13 protein-coding genes and 1 pseudogene are annotated in these 15,579 nt (G+C 73.4%); 7 read left to right on the top strand and 7 right to left on the bottom strand.

Annotated elements, in window-relative coordinates; genetic code table 11:
- Positions 1–284: 284 nt before the first annotated feature.
- From AB0937_RS29585 to AB0937_RS29610, 6 genes are all read right to left on the bottom strand, one after another.
- On the bottom strand, positions 285–1,148 hold the full coding sequence (locus AB0937_RS29585) for a hypothetical protein (protein ID WP_366715811.1): 864 nt from the start codon (positions 1,146–1,148) through the stop codon (positions 285–287).
- Between the two features lie 124 nt (positions 1,149–1,272).
- Positions 1,273–2,952: a long-chain fatty acid--CoA ligase gene (locus AB0937_RS29590; protein WP_366715813.1), complete on the bottom strand. Its 1,680-nt coding sequence runs from the start codon at positions 2,950–2,952 to the stop codon at positions 1,273–1,275.
- A gap of 126 nt (positions 2,953–3,078) precedes the next feature.
- Complete coding sequence (locus AB0937_RS29595; RefSeq protein ID WP_361922137.1) at positions 3,079–3,639, bottom strand: SigE family RNA polymerase sigma factor; 561 nt, start codon at positions 3,637–3,639, stop codon at positions 3,079–3,081.
- A gap of 133 nt (positions 3,640–3,772) precedes the next feature.
- Positions 3,773–4,945 carry a lipid-transfer protein gene (locus tag AB0937_RS29600; RefSeq protein ID WP_366715815.1) on the bottom strand — a complete coding sequence of 391 codons (1,173 nt, stop codon included), beginning with the start codon at positions 4,943–4,945 and terminating at the stop codon, positions 3,773–3,775.
- A complete protein-coding gene (locus AB0937_RS29605) occupies positions 4,942–5,325 on the bottom strand; it encodes a MaoC family dehydratase (RefSeq protein WP_366715817.1) in 384 nt (127 codons plus the stop codon). Before AB0937_RS29605 ends, AB0937_RS29600 begins: the two co-directional genes overlap by 4 nt.
- Positions 5,322–6,236: a bifunctional MaoC family dehydratase N-terminal/OB-fold nucleic acid binding domain-containing protein gene (locus AB0937_RS29610; protein WP_366715819.1), complete on the bottom strand. Its 915-nt coding sequence runs from the start codon at positions 6,234–6,236 to the stop codon at positions 5,322–5,324. The genes AB0937_RS29605 and AB0937_RS29610 overlap by 4 nt, the downstream gene beginning before the upstream one ends.
- Before the next feature lie 327 nt (positions 6,237–6,563).
- Here AB0937_RS29610 and AB0937_RS29615 point away from each other — a divergent pair, with 327 nt between their 5' ends.
- The 4 genes and pseudogenes from AB0937_RS29615 to AB0937_RS29630 all read left to right on the top strand — a co-directional run bounded on the left by AB0937_RS29615 (position 6,564) and on the right by AB0937_RS29630 (position 9,132).
- Positions 6,564–7,439, top strand: a complete 876-nt coding sequence (locus AB0937_RS29615; RefSeq protein WP_366715821.1) for a bifunctional DNA primase/polymerase — start codon at positions 6,564–6,566, stop codon at positions 7,437–7,439.
- A 37-nt stretch (positions 7,440–7,476) separates the two neighbouring features.
- On the top strand, positions 7,477–7,941 hold the full coding sequence (locus AB0937_RS29620) for a hypothetical protein (RefSeq protein ID WP_366715823.1): 465 nt from the start codon (positions 7,477–7,479) through the stop codon (positions 7,939–7,941).
- A gap of 9 nt (positions 7,942–7,950) precedes the next feature.
- Positions 7,951–8,492: pseudogene (locus tag AB0937_RS29625) on the top strand (DinB family protein).
- A 67-nt stretch (positions 8,493–8,559) separates the two neighbouring features.
- Positions 8,560–9,132 carry a GNAT family N-acetyltransferase gene (locus tag AB0937_RS29630; protein ID WP_366715825.1) on the top strand — a complete coding sequence of 191 codons (573 nt, stop codon included), beginning with the start codon at positions 8,560–8,562 and terminating at the stop codon, positions 9,130–9,132.
- Between the two features lie 166 nt (positions 9,133–9,298).
- Here AB0937_RS29630 and AB0937_RS29635 read toward each other — a convergent pair whose 3' ends face one another.
- Positions 9,299–13,453: a hypothetical protein gene (locus tag AB0937_RS29635; RefSeq protein WP_366715827.1), complete on the bottom strand. Its 4,155-nt coding sequence runs from the start codon at positions 13,451–13,453 to the stop codon at positions 9,299–9,301.
- A gap of 505 nt (positions 13,454–13,958) precedes the next feature.
- Here AB0937_RS29635 and AB0937_RS29640 point away from each other — a divergent pair.
- From AB0937_RS29640 to AB0937_RS29650, 3 genes are all read left to right on the top strand, one after another.
- Entirely contained in the window at positions 13,959–14,405 is a 447-nt protein-coding gene (locus AB0937_RS29640; protein ID WP_366715829.1) for a hypothetical protein, read from the top strand.
- An 85-nt stretch (positions 14,406–14,490) separates the two neighbouring features.
- On the top strand, positions 14,491–14,706 hold the full coding sequence (locus tag AB0937_RS29645) for a ferredoxin (protein WP_366715831.1): 216 nt from the start codon (positions 14,491–14,493) through the stop codon (positions 14,704–14,706).
- Between the two features lie 9 nt (positions 14,707–14,715).
- Positions 14,716–15,477, top strand: a complete 762-nt coding sequence (locus AB0937_RS29650; RefSeq protein ID WP_366715833.1) for a PIG-L deacetylase family protein — start codon at positions 14,716–14,718, stop codon at positions 15,475–15,477.
- Positions 15,478–15,579 lie beyond the last annotated feature (102 nt).

The following is a 15,579-nucleotide window of genomic DNA, read 5'->3' on the forward strand; positions in this document are numbered from 1 at the left end:
GGCGAGACGGCCGGGTACGCCGGGCGGGCAGGCGTTCCGGGCGGGTCCGGACGGCCGGGTACGCCAGGCGGGCAGGCGTTCCAGGCGGGTCCGGACGGCCGGGTACGCCAGGCGGGCAGGCGTTCCAGGCGGGTCCGGACGGCCGGGTACGCCAGGCGGGCAGGCGTTCCGGGCGGGTCCGGACGGCCGGGTACGCCAGGCGGGCAGGCGTTCCAGGCGGGTCCGGACGGCCGGAACCGGCGTACCGGCCGGGCTCGGTGTACCGGGCGGGTCCGGATCAGGCGTCAGGACGGCTGGGGCGGCACGCGGCCCGGCCGTTCGGAGGTGGCCGAACTGCGGTCGCCGATCGCGAACGTGGACGAGTCGACCGTCCCGATGTGGATGCCGCCCTGGGGCGTCTCCGGCCTGGTCAGGAAGTCCCGCAGGGTCCGGCCCGTGGGGGCGATGTGGGGCGCGATGCTGACCAGGAGGGCGACGCCGAGCACCACGGCGGCCAGCTGCCCGACGTAGCCGAGCAGCGCGGCCAGGGGCGGGACGGTGAACGTCAGAAAGGCCAGCGCGAAGAAGGTGGGGACGTGCTCCCGGTCCTCCTTCCTGCGGGCGGCCGCGCGTTCGTGGAAGTCGACGTCACCCTCGTCGTTGTGGTCCACGACCTTCCACCCGGTGATGTCCCGGGCTGCGACGGAGAGCCGCAGCGTCACGGACCGGCCCCGCTCCAGGTGCCCGATGGTGAAGACGGCCTCGCTCACGGCCTGTTCGAGGTCCTGACGCCTGGTCACACCCATCTCGCGCTCGGGCTGCGACGTCGGCACCGCTTCGAGGATCCGGGCGTCCTGCGGAAAACTGAAGCGCAGTCGCTCGTTCTTGACGACCCGGTTGCCGCTGTTCTCGACCCGGAATTCGACCGAACTCAGGCCCTCGATGGGAAAGTCGTCGAAGCTGAGCCGGAGCCGGCGGCGCATGGTGTCGTCGGTGGACACCATGGTGTTGCTGACCTCGGCGTCCCAGGAGAGCCGCTTGGTCGGTTCACGGCGGAACTTCATGCGCTCGATGGCGACGGTCCCCAGGATGCCGAGGACCACGCCCACGACGGCCACGACGAGGTTCTGCTGGAACTCGGACAGCACACCCTCGGCTGCCGCCGTCACGGCAGGCGCCGCACCCCACTGCATGACAGTCCCCCGTCTGCCGGGCCCGGTGCCCGGCCCCTCGATCCAACCAGAAACGAGGTGCCGGGGCGGGTGAGTCGTCCGGCCTTGGGGCGGGGCCGGATCAGCCGAGGGACGTGACGTCCAGCTCCCCTTCCGCGTACTGCTTGCGCAGCACCTTCTTGTCGAACTTGCCCACGCTCGTCTTCGGGACCGCCTCGATGACCGTCCAGCGCTCCGGGAGCTGCCACTTGGCGATGTGGCCCTCGCCGGCGAGGAAGGCGCGCAGGGTCTCGAAGGTGGCGGTGGAGCCCTCCTTGAGGACGACCGTGGCGAGGGGACGCTCGCCCCACTTGTCGTCGGGAACGGCGACCACGGCCGCCTCGGTGACGTCCGGGTGGGACATCAGCGCATTCTCCAGTTCCACCGACGAGATCCACTCGCCGCCGGACTTGATGACGTCCTTGGCCCGGTCGGTGAGGGTGAGGAAGCCGTCGGCGGAGATGGTGCCGACGTCGCCCGTCTTGAGCCAGCCGTCCTCGCTGAACTTGTCGGCGGGGCGCAGCGGTTCGGCGTCGGGGCCGTTGTAGTAGGCACCGGCGATCCAGGGGCCGCGCACCTCCAGCTCGCCGGCGGACTCCCCGTCCCAGGGGAGGCGCTCGCCGCCGGGCCCGGACAGGCGGGCCTCGACACCGGCCGGGAAGCGGCCCTGGGTGAGGCGGTAGGCGAACTCCTCCTCCGTGCCGGCCACACCGGCCGGCGGACGGGCGATCGTGCCCAGCGGGGACGTCTCCGTCATGCCCCAGGCGTGGCAGACCCGCATGCCCAGCTTGTCGAAGGCCTCCATCAGCGACGGCGGACAGGCCGAGCCGCCGATGGTGACCTGGCCGAGGTAGGAGACGTCACGGGGATTCGCCGTCAGCTCGGCGAGCAGGCCCTGCCAGATGGTGGGGACGGCGGCCGCGTGCGTGGGCTTCTCGCTCTCGATCATCGCGGCGAGGGGGGCCGGCTGGAGGAAGCGGTCCGGCATCAGCATGTTCACGCCGGTCATGAACGTGGCGTGCGGCAGGCCCCAGGCGTTCACGTGGAACTGGGGGACCACGACCAGCGAGGTGTCCTGGTCGGTCAGGCCCATCGACTGGGCCATGTTGACCTGCATGGAGTGCAGGTAGATGGAGCGGTGGCTGTAGACCACGCCCTTGGGGTCGCCGGTGGTGCCGGAGGTGTAGCACATGGCGGCGGCCTGGCGTTCGTCCAGCTCGGGCCAGTCGTACGAGGTCGGCTTGCCGGCGATCAGGTCCTCGTACTCGTGGACCCGGACGGCCGCGCCGGCGAGGAGGGAGCGGTCCCCGGGGCCGGTGACGACCACGTGCTCGACCGGCTTCAGGTGCGGCAGCAGCGGGGCGAGCAGGGGGAGCAGGGAGCCGTTGGCGATGATCACGCGGTCGGCGGCGTGGTTGACGATCCAGGCCAGCTGCTCGGGCGGCAGACGGAGGTTCAGGGTGTGCAGGACCGCGCCCATGGACGGGATCGCGAAGTAGGCCTCGACATGCTCCGCGTTGTTCCAGGCCAGGGTCGCGACGCGCTCGTCGCCGGTGACGCCGAGGTCCTCCCGCAGCGCGTGGGCCAGCTGGGCCGCGCGGGCGCCGATCTCGGCGAAGGAGCGGCGGTGCGGCTCGTCCTCACCGGTCCAGGTGGTCACCTGTGATGTCCCGTGGATCGTCGACCCGTGGGTCAGGATCCTCGAGATCAGCAGCGGTACGTCCTGCATGGTGCTCAGCACGGCGTCCTCCCGGGGCGGCATTGCCAACGCGGTGGTAGGGGTTGCGCTGATTCTGCGCACATACCGCGCGGTATGTCACTAGGACCGGGTGATCGATCAGATCACGCCATGCCGGAGAGAGGGCTCACAAGCGGGTGGGACACCGCCTCACCGGCGGACAAGTCCCAGCTCAGCGTCCTCGCGGAGCTTGCCGATCGCCCGGGAGACGGCCGACTTCACCGTACCCACCGAAACGCCGAGCACCTCGGCCGTCTGCACCTCGCTGAGGTCCTCGTAGTACCTGAGGACCACCATCGCCCGCTGCCGGTCGGGCAGCCGCATGATCGCCCGCCACATCGCGTCGCGCAGCGCCTGCTGCTCGGCCGGGTCGTCACCGCCGGGCACCGGGTCCGGCTCGGGCAGCTCGTCGCAGGCGAACTCGTCCACCTTGCGCTTGCGCCACTGCGAGGTCCGGGTGTTCAGCAGCGCCCGGCGCACGTAGCCGTCGAGGGCCCGGTGGTCCTCGATGCGCTCCCAGGCGACGTACGTCTTGGTGAGGGCGGTCTGCAGCAGGTCCTCCGCGTCGCTCGGGTTGCCGGTGAGCGAGCGGGCGGTACGCAGCAGCACCGGCTGGCGGGCCCTGACGTACGACGAGAAGGACGGGTACGGAAGGGTCTGCGCCGCTGGTCCGGCCGCCTTCGAAGCGCTCGTGCAGACGAGTGTGGTCATGGCTCAACGCTATGAGCGGCGACCCCGCGGGCGGATCGGCCGCAGGTCCCGAAGCGGGGTCCCCCTCAGGTTGTACGGGCAGGGCTCGGTGCACCTCCTACAGGTGGAGCGAAGGGCCCGCGGTCCTGCGGGTTCACCCCTGGGGGTCGGTGGTCAGCACGAGTCCCGACGTCGGCACGCCCGTCCCCGCGGTCACCAGGATCCGCTCCGCTCCCGGTACCGGGTTCGCGGCCGTGCCCCTGATCTGCCGCACGGCCTCCGCGATGCCGTTCATGCCGTGCAGGTACGCCTCCCCCAGCTGTCCGCCGTGCGTGTTGAGGGGCAGGCGCTCCTCGGCCACGAAGTCCACCGCCTCGCCGCGGCCGCAGAAGCCGAACTCCTCCAGCTGCATCAGCACGAACGGCGTGAAGTGGTCGTAGAGGATGCCCACGTCGATGTCGGCCGGGGAGAGCCCGGTGGTGCGCCACAGCTGCCGGGCGACGACCGCCGCCTCGGGCAGGCCGGTGAGGTCGTCGCGGTAGAAGCTCGTCATCTGCTCCTGGGCGCGTCCGGCGCCCTGGGCGGCCGCGGCGATCACGGCGGGCGGGTGGGGCAGGTCGCGGGCGCGTTCGACGGAGGTGACGACGAGGGCCTGGCCGCCGTCGGTCTCCTGGCAGCAGTCCAGCAGCCGCAGCGGTTCGACGATCCAGCGCGAGGCGGCGTGGTCGGCCAGGGTGATGGGGCGGCCGTGGAAGTGGGCCGCCGGGTTGGTCGCCGCGTACTTCCGGCCGACGACGGCAACGTGCCCGAACGCCTCCGGGGTCAGCCCGTGGGTGTGCAGGTAGCGCTGGGCCGCCATCGCCACCCACGAGGCCGGGGTGAGCAGGCCGAACGGCAGCGACCAGCCGAGGGCCGCGCCCTCCGCCGAGGGCTCCCGGTGCCGCACCCCGGAGCCGAAGCGGCGGCCCGAACGCTCGTTGAACGCCCGGTAGCAGACCACCACGTCGGCCACGCCCGCGGCGATCGCCAGGGCGGCCTGCTGGACGGTGGCACAGGCCGCACCGCCGCCGTAGTGGATCCGGGAGAAGAAGGAGAGCTCCCCGATGCCGGCCGCCTGTGCGACGGTGATCTCGGGGCTGGTGTCCATGGTGAACGTGACCATCCCGTCGACGTCGGACGGGGTCAGCCCGGCGTCCGCGAGGGCCGCCCGCACCGCCTCGACGGCCAGCCGCAGTTCGCTGCGGCCGGAGTCCTTGGAGAACTCGGTGGCCCCGACACCGACGACGGCCGCGCGCCCGCCGAGACCGTCCCGCGCGCGCTGGCTCATCCCGCGACCCTCACCGTCACGGTGCCGGTGACGTGCGTGCCGAGGCCGTTCGCGCCGACGATCCGGACGGTCGCCGTGTCGCCGTCGGCCTCTTCGACCGTGCCGGTCAGCACCATCGTGTCGCCGGGGTGGTTGGGCGCGCCGAGCCGGATGGCGACCCGGCGCAGCCGCGCCCGCGGGCCGAAGTGGTCGGTGACGTACCGGCCGACCAGGCCGTTGGTCGTCAGGATGTTCATGAAGATGTCGGGGGAACCCTTCTGCCGGGCGAGCTCCGGGTCGTGGTGGACGTCCTGGTAGTCGCGGGAGGCGATCGCACCGGCGACGATCAGGGTGCGGGTGATCGGGATCTCCAGGGGCGGCAGCCGGTCGCCGGGCCTCACGGGGCCACCCCCAGGAAGACAGGGAGCACCAGCTCGTCGTCGTAGTGCCGGAACTCCAGCCGCACCGGCATGCCGATGCGCACCTCGTCGTGGGGCACCCCGACGACGTTGCTGACGATCCGCACGCCCTCGGCGAGCTCGATCAGGCCGACCGCGTAGGGCGGCTCGAAGGCCGGGAAGGGCGGGTGGTGCATGACGACGTACGAGTGGACCCTGCCCTCGCCGCTCGCCGCGACGGTGTCCCAGTCCGGGGAACCGCACGCGTTGCAGCCCGGCAGCCAGGGGAAGCGCAGGGCGGAACAGGCGGTGCAGCGCTGGATGAGCAGTTCACGGCGGGCCACGCCCTCCCAGAAGCCGGCGTTGTCCCGGTTGACGACGGGCCGGGGGCGGCGTTCGGCCGGTGCCGGGGGCCGGTGCGCGGGGGCGTACTTGAGGATGCGGAAGCGGTGGGTGCCGGCGAGTTCGCCGCCCGCGCGGACGTCCGTACGGGTCGTGACGAAGTACCCCGCCCCGAGCTTCGTGGTCTTGCGGCCGGACACCGATTCGATCACCGAGTCGAAGGTGATCTCGTCGCCCGGGCGCAGCGGGCGCAGGTACTCCTGTTCGCAGTCGGTGGCGACGACCGCGTGATGGCCCGACGCGTCCAGCAGGGTGAGGAGTTCGTCGTAGGCGGCCGTGCGTTCCGGGCGGTGGGTGAGGCCGGCCATGGTCCACGCCTGGAGCATGGTGGGCGGCGCGACGGCGTCCGGTCCCCTGTACGCGGGGCTGGTGTCGCCCATGGCCTCGCACCAGTGCCTGATCATCGGCTCGTTGACGGGGTCGCGGCCGACCCCGGTGGCGGCGGCCGGCCGGCCCTCGTAGGCCTTCAGGCGCGCCTCGAACTCCTCGTCGACCTCCGGCTCACCCTTCACGGTTTCTGACTGTCCGTCAGATTCATTGCTCCGTCAAGGCCCCGGCGACGCGAAAAACGCCTGCGCGACGGCGCCGGAGCACCGCCGCCCAGAGGCGTGTGCCCCCACGAAGCACATCCCCACGACACCCGGGCCGGCACTGTCGCACCGGCCCGCTCGGCACCTCTGTGCGTCACTTCGGTGCCGGACGGGAGCGGACAGAGGTGTTCGAACCCGGATGCCGCGAGAGGCGAAGCCTTCCAGCGCATTTCCCGGCCGGGACCCGCCCCCGGCGCGTCGCCCCCATTCCCCCTTTCCTTTTTCGAACGTACGTACGAAACTAGGAGCATGGCCACCACCGACCGGCAGGCCACGACGCTGGCCCTCGCACACGCCCTGTCAGCCGCCGAGCGCGGACTGGCCGTCATCCCCCTGTCCCGCTCCAAGCTCCCCGCGCTGCGCTCCCCACACCGCGACGACCCCACGCCCTCCCCCTGCCACGGGGCGTGCGGCCGCCTCGGGCACGGGGTCTACGACGCCTCCAGCGACCCGGACCGCATCCGCGAGCTGTTCGCCGCCGCGCCCCGGGCGACCGGCTACGGCATCGCCTGCGGGCTGCCCCCGCATCACCTGATCGGCCTCGACCTGGACGTGAAGACCGGCACGGACGCCTCGGCCGCCCTGCGCGAGCTGGCGCTGCGGCACCTGTTCACGATCCCGCCGACCGTGGTCGTCGTCACTCCGTCCGGCGGACGGCACCTGTGGCTGAGCGGCCCGCCCGAGGTGGTCGTCCCCAACTCGGCGGGCCGGCTCGCCCCCGGCATCGACATCCGCGGCGCGGGCGGCTACCTGGTCGGCCCCGGCTCACGCACGGACCGGGGCGGGTACGCCGCCGCCCCCGGCACCGCGCACCTGGCCCCCGCCCCCTGCCCGCGCTCCCTGTTGCGGCTGCTCATCCCACCGCCCCGCGCCCCGCACCCCCACCACCCCGTGCCACCGGCCGCCGGGGGCCACGGCCAGGGCCTGGTCCAGTTCGTCCTGGCCGCGCACGAGGGCCAGCGCAACACCCGCCTGTTCTGGGCCGCCTGCCGGGCCTACGAGGACGGCATCGGCCCGGCACTGCTCGATCCCCTGGTCGACGCGGCCCGGGGCACCGGCCTGTCCGAGCGGGAGGCCAGGGCGACGATCGCCTCGGCGGCACGGATGACGGGGCACCGGCCGTGAGCAAGGCCCCGCCCATGACCACCACCGAAAGACCTCGATGCAACGCCACGCAAAGGCGCCGGCCCTGGCGCTCGCCCGTCTCGTCCTGGCCTCCGGCCGCCGGGTGGACCTCGCCGACCTGCGGTTCTCCTCGACCTACGGCGACCTGCTGGACGGCTACCCCTGCAAGCCGCTGAACGACCTGCGGATCCGGGGCCTCCTGCACGCCGCCGAGCGGTCCCGCCCGGGCACGCCGGTGCACCTCGTCCCGCCGCGGCGCGAGTACCCCGACCAGTACGCGGGCGGCCTCGGGCCGGTCGAGGTGCTGCCCGCCGTGGCCTGCCTCGGCACGTTCCACTCCACTGCCCTGGACCCGGCCCACGACCCGGTCGCCTACCGCTCGCGGCTGACCGTCGTCTGGTTCCAGTCCACGCCCCGCCTCCCCTCGGACTGCGACGCCGAGCCCGCGCTGCGCAACCTCGACTGGTCGGTACTGGCCCGGGACGCGCCCGCTCCCCCGTAGGGTCGTCCGATGAGCGCTTCCCGGACAGAACTGCCGATTCGGCAGAGGGAGTTGACCTGGTCACTGTTCGAGTACCACCTGGAAGCGGCTGGAGCCGGAGGACTTCCTCCGGGAGCCCGCCGCCCACTGCAGGCCGATGCGCCGCGGCCCCGACGGCACCTGGGTCCCGGACTGGGCGGACACCGAACCCGGCCCGGTCCCCGTCCCCACCGTCGCCTGGGTGAGCCGGCACCTCGGCCGGTGGTGGAGCGTCGCCCTCGACCACACGCAGGGCCGCCCGCCCCCGTGACCGCGAGGACGTCGTCCGGCCCGGCCCGGGCGCCCCGACGGTCGAGTGGCTGCGGGACCTGCGCATCCAGTGGCTGAAGGTCCTGGACGGCCTCGCCGACCAGGACCCGGACGCCACCGCCCCCTTCCCCTGGCCGGACGGCCCCCGGCACACCGTCGCGCACAGGGTGGCCCGGGTGAACGCGGAGCTGATGAAGAACGCGACCGAGATCTGCCAACTGCGCCTGCTGCGGGCGGCTTCCGCACCGGACGCGGTGCGGTGAACGCGTGCAGCCCGGCCGCGTCCCGTTCCCCGGCGCGCGCCCGCCCCGCTCGTGACATCGTGGTGGCATGAGCATCGACGTACGCCCGGCCACGGAGTTCGAGGACGTCCGTGCCGTACTCGGGCCGAAGTCGCCCGCGGCGAACGTCTGCTGGTGCCTGAGCTACCGGATCCCCTCCGGCCTCAACAAGGAGCTGCGCGGCCCGGCCCGGGGCGAGTACGTCGCCGAGCTCTGCGGTGCCGAACCGCCCCCGGGTGTGCTGGCCTACGACGGTGACGAACCGGTCGGCTGGGCGGCCGTCGCCCCGCGCGCGGACACCGCCTTCGCCCGCAACCGCAAGATCCCGCACGTCGACGACCTGCCGGTGTGGTCACTCTGGTGCGTCCGGGTCCGCCCGGGGCATCGACGGCAGGGCATCTCGCACGCCCTCATCGCCGGCGCGGTCGCCTTCGCCCGGGACCGGGGCGCACCCGTGATCGAGGCCTACCCTCTGGACAACAGTGACGCCAAGGTCGACCTGACGATGGCGTACGCGGGTCTGCGGAAGAACTTCGAACGCGCCGGCTTCACCCACGCCGCTGACACGACCTCGGTCCTGGCCGGTCATCCCCGGATCCTGATGCGCCTCGACCTGCGCTGAGAAAAGGCCCGACCGCTGGCGACGGGGGATGCACCAGCGGTCGAGCCATGGCCAAGGGTAACAAGCGCTTGCCCACCGCGAGCCGACCGGCCTGCAGGAAGCGCCGGTTGTGACTCGTCTCACTCAGCCTCCCCGACGGCCGCTCCTGCCGGCCGGGCCGACCGCCTCAGTCGCCGCACGGCGGGTCGTAGGAGAGCCGGGGCAGGTACTCCCGCCAGGTGTCCCTCGTCAGCACGCCCCGCGTCATCGCGCAGATGCGGCGGACGGCCGTGTCGACGTCGAGGTCCCACAGCCGGATGGTGTCCGCCCCGCTCGACACCGCCAGCATGGGGCTGTCCGGGCTGAACGCCAGGAAGGTGCCCGTCTTGCTGTTGGGGCTCATCGACGGGCCGAAGGCGGTGGCGTGGGCGGGGTCGGAGACGTCCCACAGCCGGACGGTGCTGTCGTTGCCGCCGCTGGCCAGGGTGCGGCCGTCCGGGCTGAACGTCAGCGACACCACCGCCTCCGTGTGTCCCGTCAGCCGCGCCTGCTCGAAGGCCCCGGCGGGGTCCGCGACGTCCCAGAGGCGGACCGAGTTGTCGTCGCCGACGCTCGCCAGGGTGCGGCCGTCGCGGCTGTAGGCGAGCGCGTTGACCGCGCCGAGGTGGCCGCGCAGGGGCGCTCCGGCCAGGGCCGCCCGCCCGGGGCCGGTCACGTTCCACAGCCGGATCGTGCCGTCCGCACTGCCGCTGGCGAGTGTGCGGCCGTCCGGGCTGAACGCGAGGTGGTTGACGTACCCCTTGTGACCGGTGAGGGGGCTGCCGAGCGGGCGCGGACGAGCCGGGTCACCGATGTCCCACAGCCGCACGGTCCGGTCGTCGTAGGCGGTGGCCAGGACCTTGCCGTCCGGGCTGAACGCCAAGGGGTCGGCGTACCGCACGCGCAGGCGGGCGGGAGAGCCGTACCGGACGGGGTGTTCGGGGTCGCCGAGGTTCCACAGCTCCACCACCCGGTGGTCCGTCGCGATCGCGAGGGTGCGGCCGTCCGGCGAGAACTCCAGGGAGCGCACCTCGCCCCTGACCGGGCGAAACGGTTCACCCATCCGCACCGGCCTGCCCGGTGTCCGCACGTCCCACAGCCGGATCCGCCCGTCCTGCGCCGCCGTCACGAGCAGCCGCCCGTCCGGGCGGAACACCCCGGTCCGGCCGGCCATGTCCGACCTCGGCAGCGCCCACAGGCGGACCTTGTTGTCGCCCGCCCCGGTCGCGAGGGTGCGGCCGTCGGGGCTGAAGCCGAGCGCGTACATCTCGCCGTTGCTGCCCGCGAGGGGGCCGCCCACCTGCGACGGGTACCGCGGATCGCTGACCTTCCACAGACTCGCGGTGCTGTCCGCGCTGGCCGCGGCGAGCATGGTCCCGTCGGGGCTGAAGGCCACCGACCAGACCGGCCCGGTGTGGCCGGTGAGCGGCGTCCCGATCGGGTCCGGGCGGCCCGGACCGGCCATGTCCCACAGGCGTACGGTGCCGTCCGCGCTGCCGCCGGCGAGCGTGCGGCCGTCGGGGCTGAAGGCGACGGAGTGCACGGTGGTGGCGTGGGCGGCCAGCGGCGTCCCCAGGGGCTCCGGGTGCGCGGGGTCGGACGTGTCCCACAGCCGGATCGTCCCGTCGTCACCCCCCGCGGCCAGTGTCCGGCCGTCCGGGCCGAACGCCACCGAGCGCACGGCGGCCGTGTGCCCGGTCAGGGGCTCGCCCAGGGCCCGCGCACGGCGTGGAGCGGTCACGTTCCACAGCCGGACGGTGCGGTCGTCGCCGACGGAGGCCAGCGTGCGTCCGTCCGGGCTGAAGGCGACCAGGTAGATCGCGCCGTCATGGCCGGTCAGCGGCTTGCCGAGCGGCTTCGCATGCCCGGGATCGGACACGTCCCACAGCCGTACGGTGCCGTCGTCGGAGGCGCTCGCGAGCGTCCGGCCGTCCGGGCTGAACACCGCGCTGCTCACCCAGCTCGTATGACCGGTGAGGGGCTTGCCCAGGGGCTTGGGACGCATGGGGTCGGCGACGTCCCACAGCCGTACGGTCCGGTCGTAGCTGGCGGTGGCCAGGACCCGTCCGTCCGGGCTGAACGTCGTGAGGTAGACGGCGCCCGTGTGGCCGGTGAGCGGCGTGGAGAGCGGGGCGTTCACGATGGAGATCAGGCGACTGTTCGCGCCCACGTCGTCCGGCCGCAGCTCGTGGGCCACCAGGTCGAGCTGCGCCGACAGCGACGGATCGGTGTCCTGGACGCGGTCGGACTGGGCGAGCACCTGCTCGAAGACGGCCTCGTCGCGCTGCTTCCAGGCCACGACGGCCGACCCGGCGGCCAGCACCGCCAGCACGACCAGCGTCGCCACCGCGCCCCTGCTGATCCAGGTGATCCGTCTGCGCAGCCGCACCGACGCGGCCAGGAACTCCACCGCACTGCGCGTCAGGAACGTCTCCCCGGCCGACCGCGCCCAGCCGTGCGCCTGCTCCAGCCGCGAGCCCCGGTAGAGCAGTGAGGTGTCGCGGTTCGACTCCTCCCAGGCCCGGCCGTCCTCCTCCAGGCGCTGGCGCAGCAGATTGCCCTGCCGGTCCTCGTCGATCCAGTCGCGCAGCCGCGGCCAGGCGTGCAGCAGCGCCTCGTGGGTGATCTCCACGGTCTCCGCGTCGAGCGTCACCAGCCGGGCGCGGACCAGCGCTTCGAGGGACTCCTCGGTCTTGCAGGGGTCGGCCGACTCCTCCGTCAGCTGACGCCGGGTCCCGCGGCGGCGGGTGGCCCGGGTGTCCTCGCCCAGCCGCACCAGGCGGAGCAGGAGCAGCCGGGCCGCGGTGCGTGCGGCGGGGTCGAGAGCGGCCCAGGCCCGTTCGGCGGTCGCCGCGACCGCTCCCTGGATGCCGCCGGCCGCGCGGTAACCGGCCAGGGTGAGCCGGCCCGCCTTACGGCGCTGCCAGGTGGCGAACAGGGCGTGCGAGAGGAGCGGCAGCACACCGGCGCCGTGCGCCGAGCCCGGGCCGTCGGCGCCTACCTCCCGGACGATCAGCTCCGCCAGCCCCGGCTCCAGTTCCAGGCCGACGGCCTTGGCCGGCCCGTTCACCGCGTCGCGCAGCTCCGGGGTGGTCAGCGGCCCGAGCACCATGTGCCGGTGCTGGAGCGCGTCGGCCAGCTTGGGGTACCTCAGGCACCGGTCGTAGAAGTCGGCGCGGATGCCCAGCACCACGACGGCCGGGGCGGGTTCGCCCGGGCCGGCGGACGAGCAGGCGGCGTGCAGCACCTCGATGAAGGCGCGGCGGTCCGCCTCGTCGGGGCAGAGGGTGAACGTCTCCTCGAACTGGTCCACGATGACGACCGGCCGCGCCCCGGAGGGAGATGCGCGCCGCGCCCAGGCGGTGACGGCGGTGCGGACGGTGTCGGGGGAGAGGAGAGGGCGGGCTTCGGGGGTGGGCGCAGTGGGGGGTTGATCGGAGATGGGGGGCGGGCTGGGGTCCTCTGCGGCGGCCACGTCGCCCTCCGCTGTGGAGGCCACGTCGGACCCTGCTGCCGGGGTCGGGCCGGACCCTGTCGCCGAGGCCGGGACGACGGAGGCGAGCTCGGGGATGCACCGGACCAGCTCCGCCAAGGGATCGCTCCCCGGTACGAGTTGGACGACTTCTCGCGCCCGGCCGTTCCCGCCACCGCCGGTCGCGGCGGGGCCGTCACCGCCACTGCCGTCGTCACCGCCCAGCGCTCCGTCCCGAAGGGCGGGCACCAGACCGGCGTTCAGCAACGAGGACTTCCCCGCCCCCGACGCACCCACGAGCATGACGAGGCCGCCCGTGCCCGCGGCGGCCCCGAGCTGGGTGACGAGCGCGTCCGTGCTCCGCTCCCGGCCGAAGAACCACCGGGCGTCCTCCAGACGGTAGGAGGCCAGGCCCCGGTACGGGCACACCCCACCGGGGGTGGACGCGGACTCGTCCGGCTGCCGCTCCTCGTCCGCGGAACCCCCGGGACGCTCACCGACCGGGTCGGCCACCGCGCTCTCCCACAGCCGCTGCCACTGCCCGAGGTCGTACAGGCCGGGGGAGACCGGCGTGGGCCGCGAGCGCCGCGCGTCGGGGATCAGCACGTGCAACACCGCCGCGAGGGCGGTGAACTGGGCGGGGACGTTCCGGGCGCGCCGCCAGTCGCTGATGCGCTGGGCGGAGACCCGCACCGGGCGCCCGCGTTCGTCGACCCGCTGGAGTCGTACGACCGCTTCGGACACCCGCTTGAGAGGAGGGTTGCCGGCTTCCTTGTACAGCAGCGCGAGGCGTTCCGCGAAGGCAGTGCGCGACCCCGAGTCGGAACTCAAGGTCTCAGCTCCTTACTTTCACGCCTGGACGTCCGGACCGGAAAACTCATTCTATATGCCTGACCTGTGACAACGCCGTCCACTGGACACCGGAGCCCCCTCTTCCATGGCCGGAAATGGCAGGATCCGGACGCAGCCGCGCACCTACCCGGTCGGCTTCCGTCCGAGGCGGACGGAGAGACTCCACCGTCCGGCACCGGTCCCCACGAGGGGAGGGACCGGTGCCGGACGATGTGGTGATCCTCCCCAGCGCCCCGCCCCGCAACCCCGGTGGATCGCGCGGCTGGACGACCCTGGATAACTGACGGTCCGTCAGCTATGGTCGCGCTGCCGTACGACTCAAGCGATGTGCACGCGACGTACAGGGGTGAGCGCAGTGGAGTCGAATCCCCGGAGCCCACGACCACCGAGCCCGCAACCACAGCACCCACAACCACCGAGTCCGCCACCGCGGAGCCCGTCACCGCAGAGCCCGTCACCGCAGGGCGCGCCACGCTGGGTCGCGATGTTCTACCGGCCGGCCGAGGGGTCCTGGCGGACGGCCGCGCAGTCACCCCACCGCTCGCCCGTGCTGTACGCGCTCGGTGAGATGACCCAGACACTGCGCGCGCGGGGCGACGAGGTGACCGTCGCCCTGTGGGGCCCGAGGGACGGCGCGTGGCACCGCTTCGACATCCCTTTTGAACCTGCCGCGCAGCCGGCCCCCGTGGGGCAGGCGACCCCTTCCCCTCCCCACGGCGATCCGGCCGGCGGACCGGGCGAACCGACACGACTGGCGGACCGGATGACGGACCGCCGCCATCAGGTCCTCATGGCGGGCCTGACCAAGGCGGGGTTCTACGACCTCTCCCCCGAGGACGACACGACCGTCCGGGCCGTGGTGGAACGGCTCGACGAGGCGGCCGTACGCCAGGTCGCCCACTGGCTGGGTGCAGCCGGAGGCGCGCGCTGACCGGGCCGGTTCAGCGGCGGACGTGCCGGGAAGTCAACTCCCGACGGCCACGGGTCCGATGCCGTCAGGAGGAGGAAGGAACGGCATGAAGGTCTTCGTGGACCGCGACCTCTGTTACGGCTCCGCCGAGTGCGCCCACCGGGCACCATCGGTCTTCGCGTTCGTCGAGGGCTACGGGGTCGTCCTCCCGGGCCGCGAGCGGACGGGCGACGATCCCGAGGTCCTGGAAGCGGTGGAGAAGTGCCCGAGCCAGGCGATCGGCATCACCGGGGCACCGCGGTCGGCGCCGGACCGGCCGTAGCGAGGGTGCATGCCGGTACCGAGCCTGCTCGCGGTCTTCGCCCATCCCGATGACGAGTCCCTGTCGGCGGGCGGCGTCCTCGCCCGCCACGCGTGCGCGGGCGCGCGCACGGCGGTCGTCACGGCGACCTGGTCGGCGGACACCGCGCGCGCCGGGGAACTGGCCGAGGCGCTCGGCGTCCTGGGCGCAGGCCCGCCACGCATGCTGGGTTACGCCGACTCCCGCGTCCCGCACTCGGCCCCGGCCCGGCCGCGCTGGTGCGACGCCCCGCTGGACGCGGCGGTGGGGGAACTGGTCGCGCACCTGCGCGACTTCCGCCCGGAGATCGTCGTCACCCACGACGCCTACGGCGGACTCACGGGCCACGAGGACCACGTCCACACCCACCGCGTGACGGTCCTGGCGGCCCACGCGGCCGGCCTGGAACGCCTCTACCCGGAGGCGGGGGAGCCCTGGCAGCCGAAAGCCCTGTACGTGTCGACCCACCCCCACAAGGCGGTCCGGACCTGGGGCGCACACCTGCTCCCCGCCGGAAAGGCGCTGCGCACGGTCCCGGACGCGCACGTCACCGCCACCGTCGACGTCACCCCCTGGCTGGACCGCAAGGTCGCGGCAATCCTGTCCCACCGCACGGAGGTGACACGGGGAGCCGCACCGGGCGTTATAGCCGCCCTCTCCGCCCCCGAACGGCACCACCTGCTCGGCACGGAGTACTACACCCGCCACGACCTCCCCCCGCAGGCCCCCGCCCGTACCGAGCTGCTCCCCTGAACCACCCGCAGCGCCCACCGAACCCGTGGCCCCATGCGGAAGGGGTGCACTCCGGAGAGAGACACCCCTTCTGACCTGCAACATCCGCCGAAGGGAATGGTC

The sequence above is a fragment of the Streptomyces sp. NPDC047880 genome (assembly GCF_040706515.1).
Lineage (GTDB): Bacteria > Actinomycetota > Actinomycetes > Streptomycetales > Streptomycetaceae > Streptomyces.

Excerpts from the sequence above, each read along its gene's own strand:
- AB0937_RS29590 (WP_366715813.1), bottom strand. The coding sequence starts at position 2,952 with ATGCCGCCCCGGGAGGACGCCGTGCTGAGCACCATGCAGGACGTACCG.
- AB0937_RS29595 (WP_361922137.1), bottom strand. The coding sequence starts at position 3,639 with ATGACCACACTCGTCTGCACGAGCGCTTCGAAGGCGGCCGGACCAGCG.
- AB0937_RS29600 (WP_366715815.1), bottom strand. The coding sequence starts at position 4,945 with ATGAGCCAGCGCGCGCGGGACGGTCTCGGCGGGCGCGCGGCCGTCGTC.
- AB0937_RS29615 (WP_366715821.1), top strand. The coding sequence starts at position 6,564 with ATGGCCACCACCGACCGGCAGGCCACGACGCTGGCCCTCGCACACGCC.
- AB0937_RS29620 (WP_366715823.1), top strand. The coding sequence starts at position 7,477 with ATGCAACGCCACGCAAAGGCGCCGGCCCTGGCGCTCGCCCGTCTCGTC.
- AB0937_RS29630 (WP_366715825.1), top strand. The coding sequence starts at position 8,560 with ATGAGCATCGACGTACGCCCGGCCACGGAGTTCGAGGACGTCCGTGCC.
- AB0937_RS29640 (WP_366715829.1), top strand. The coding sequence starts at position 13,959 with ATGTTCTACCGGCCGGCCGAGGGGTCCTGGCGGACGGCCGCGCAGTCA.
- AB0937_RS29645 (WP_366715831.1), top strand. The coding sequence starts at position 14,491 with ATGAAGGTCTTCGTGGACCGCGACCTCTGTTACGGCTCCGCCGAGTGC.
- AB0937_RS29650 (WP_366715833.1), top strand. The coding sequence starts at position 14,716 with ATGCCGGTACCGAGCCTGCTCGCGGTCTTCGCCCATCCCGATGACGAG.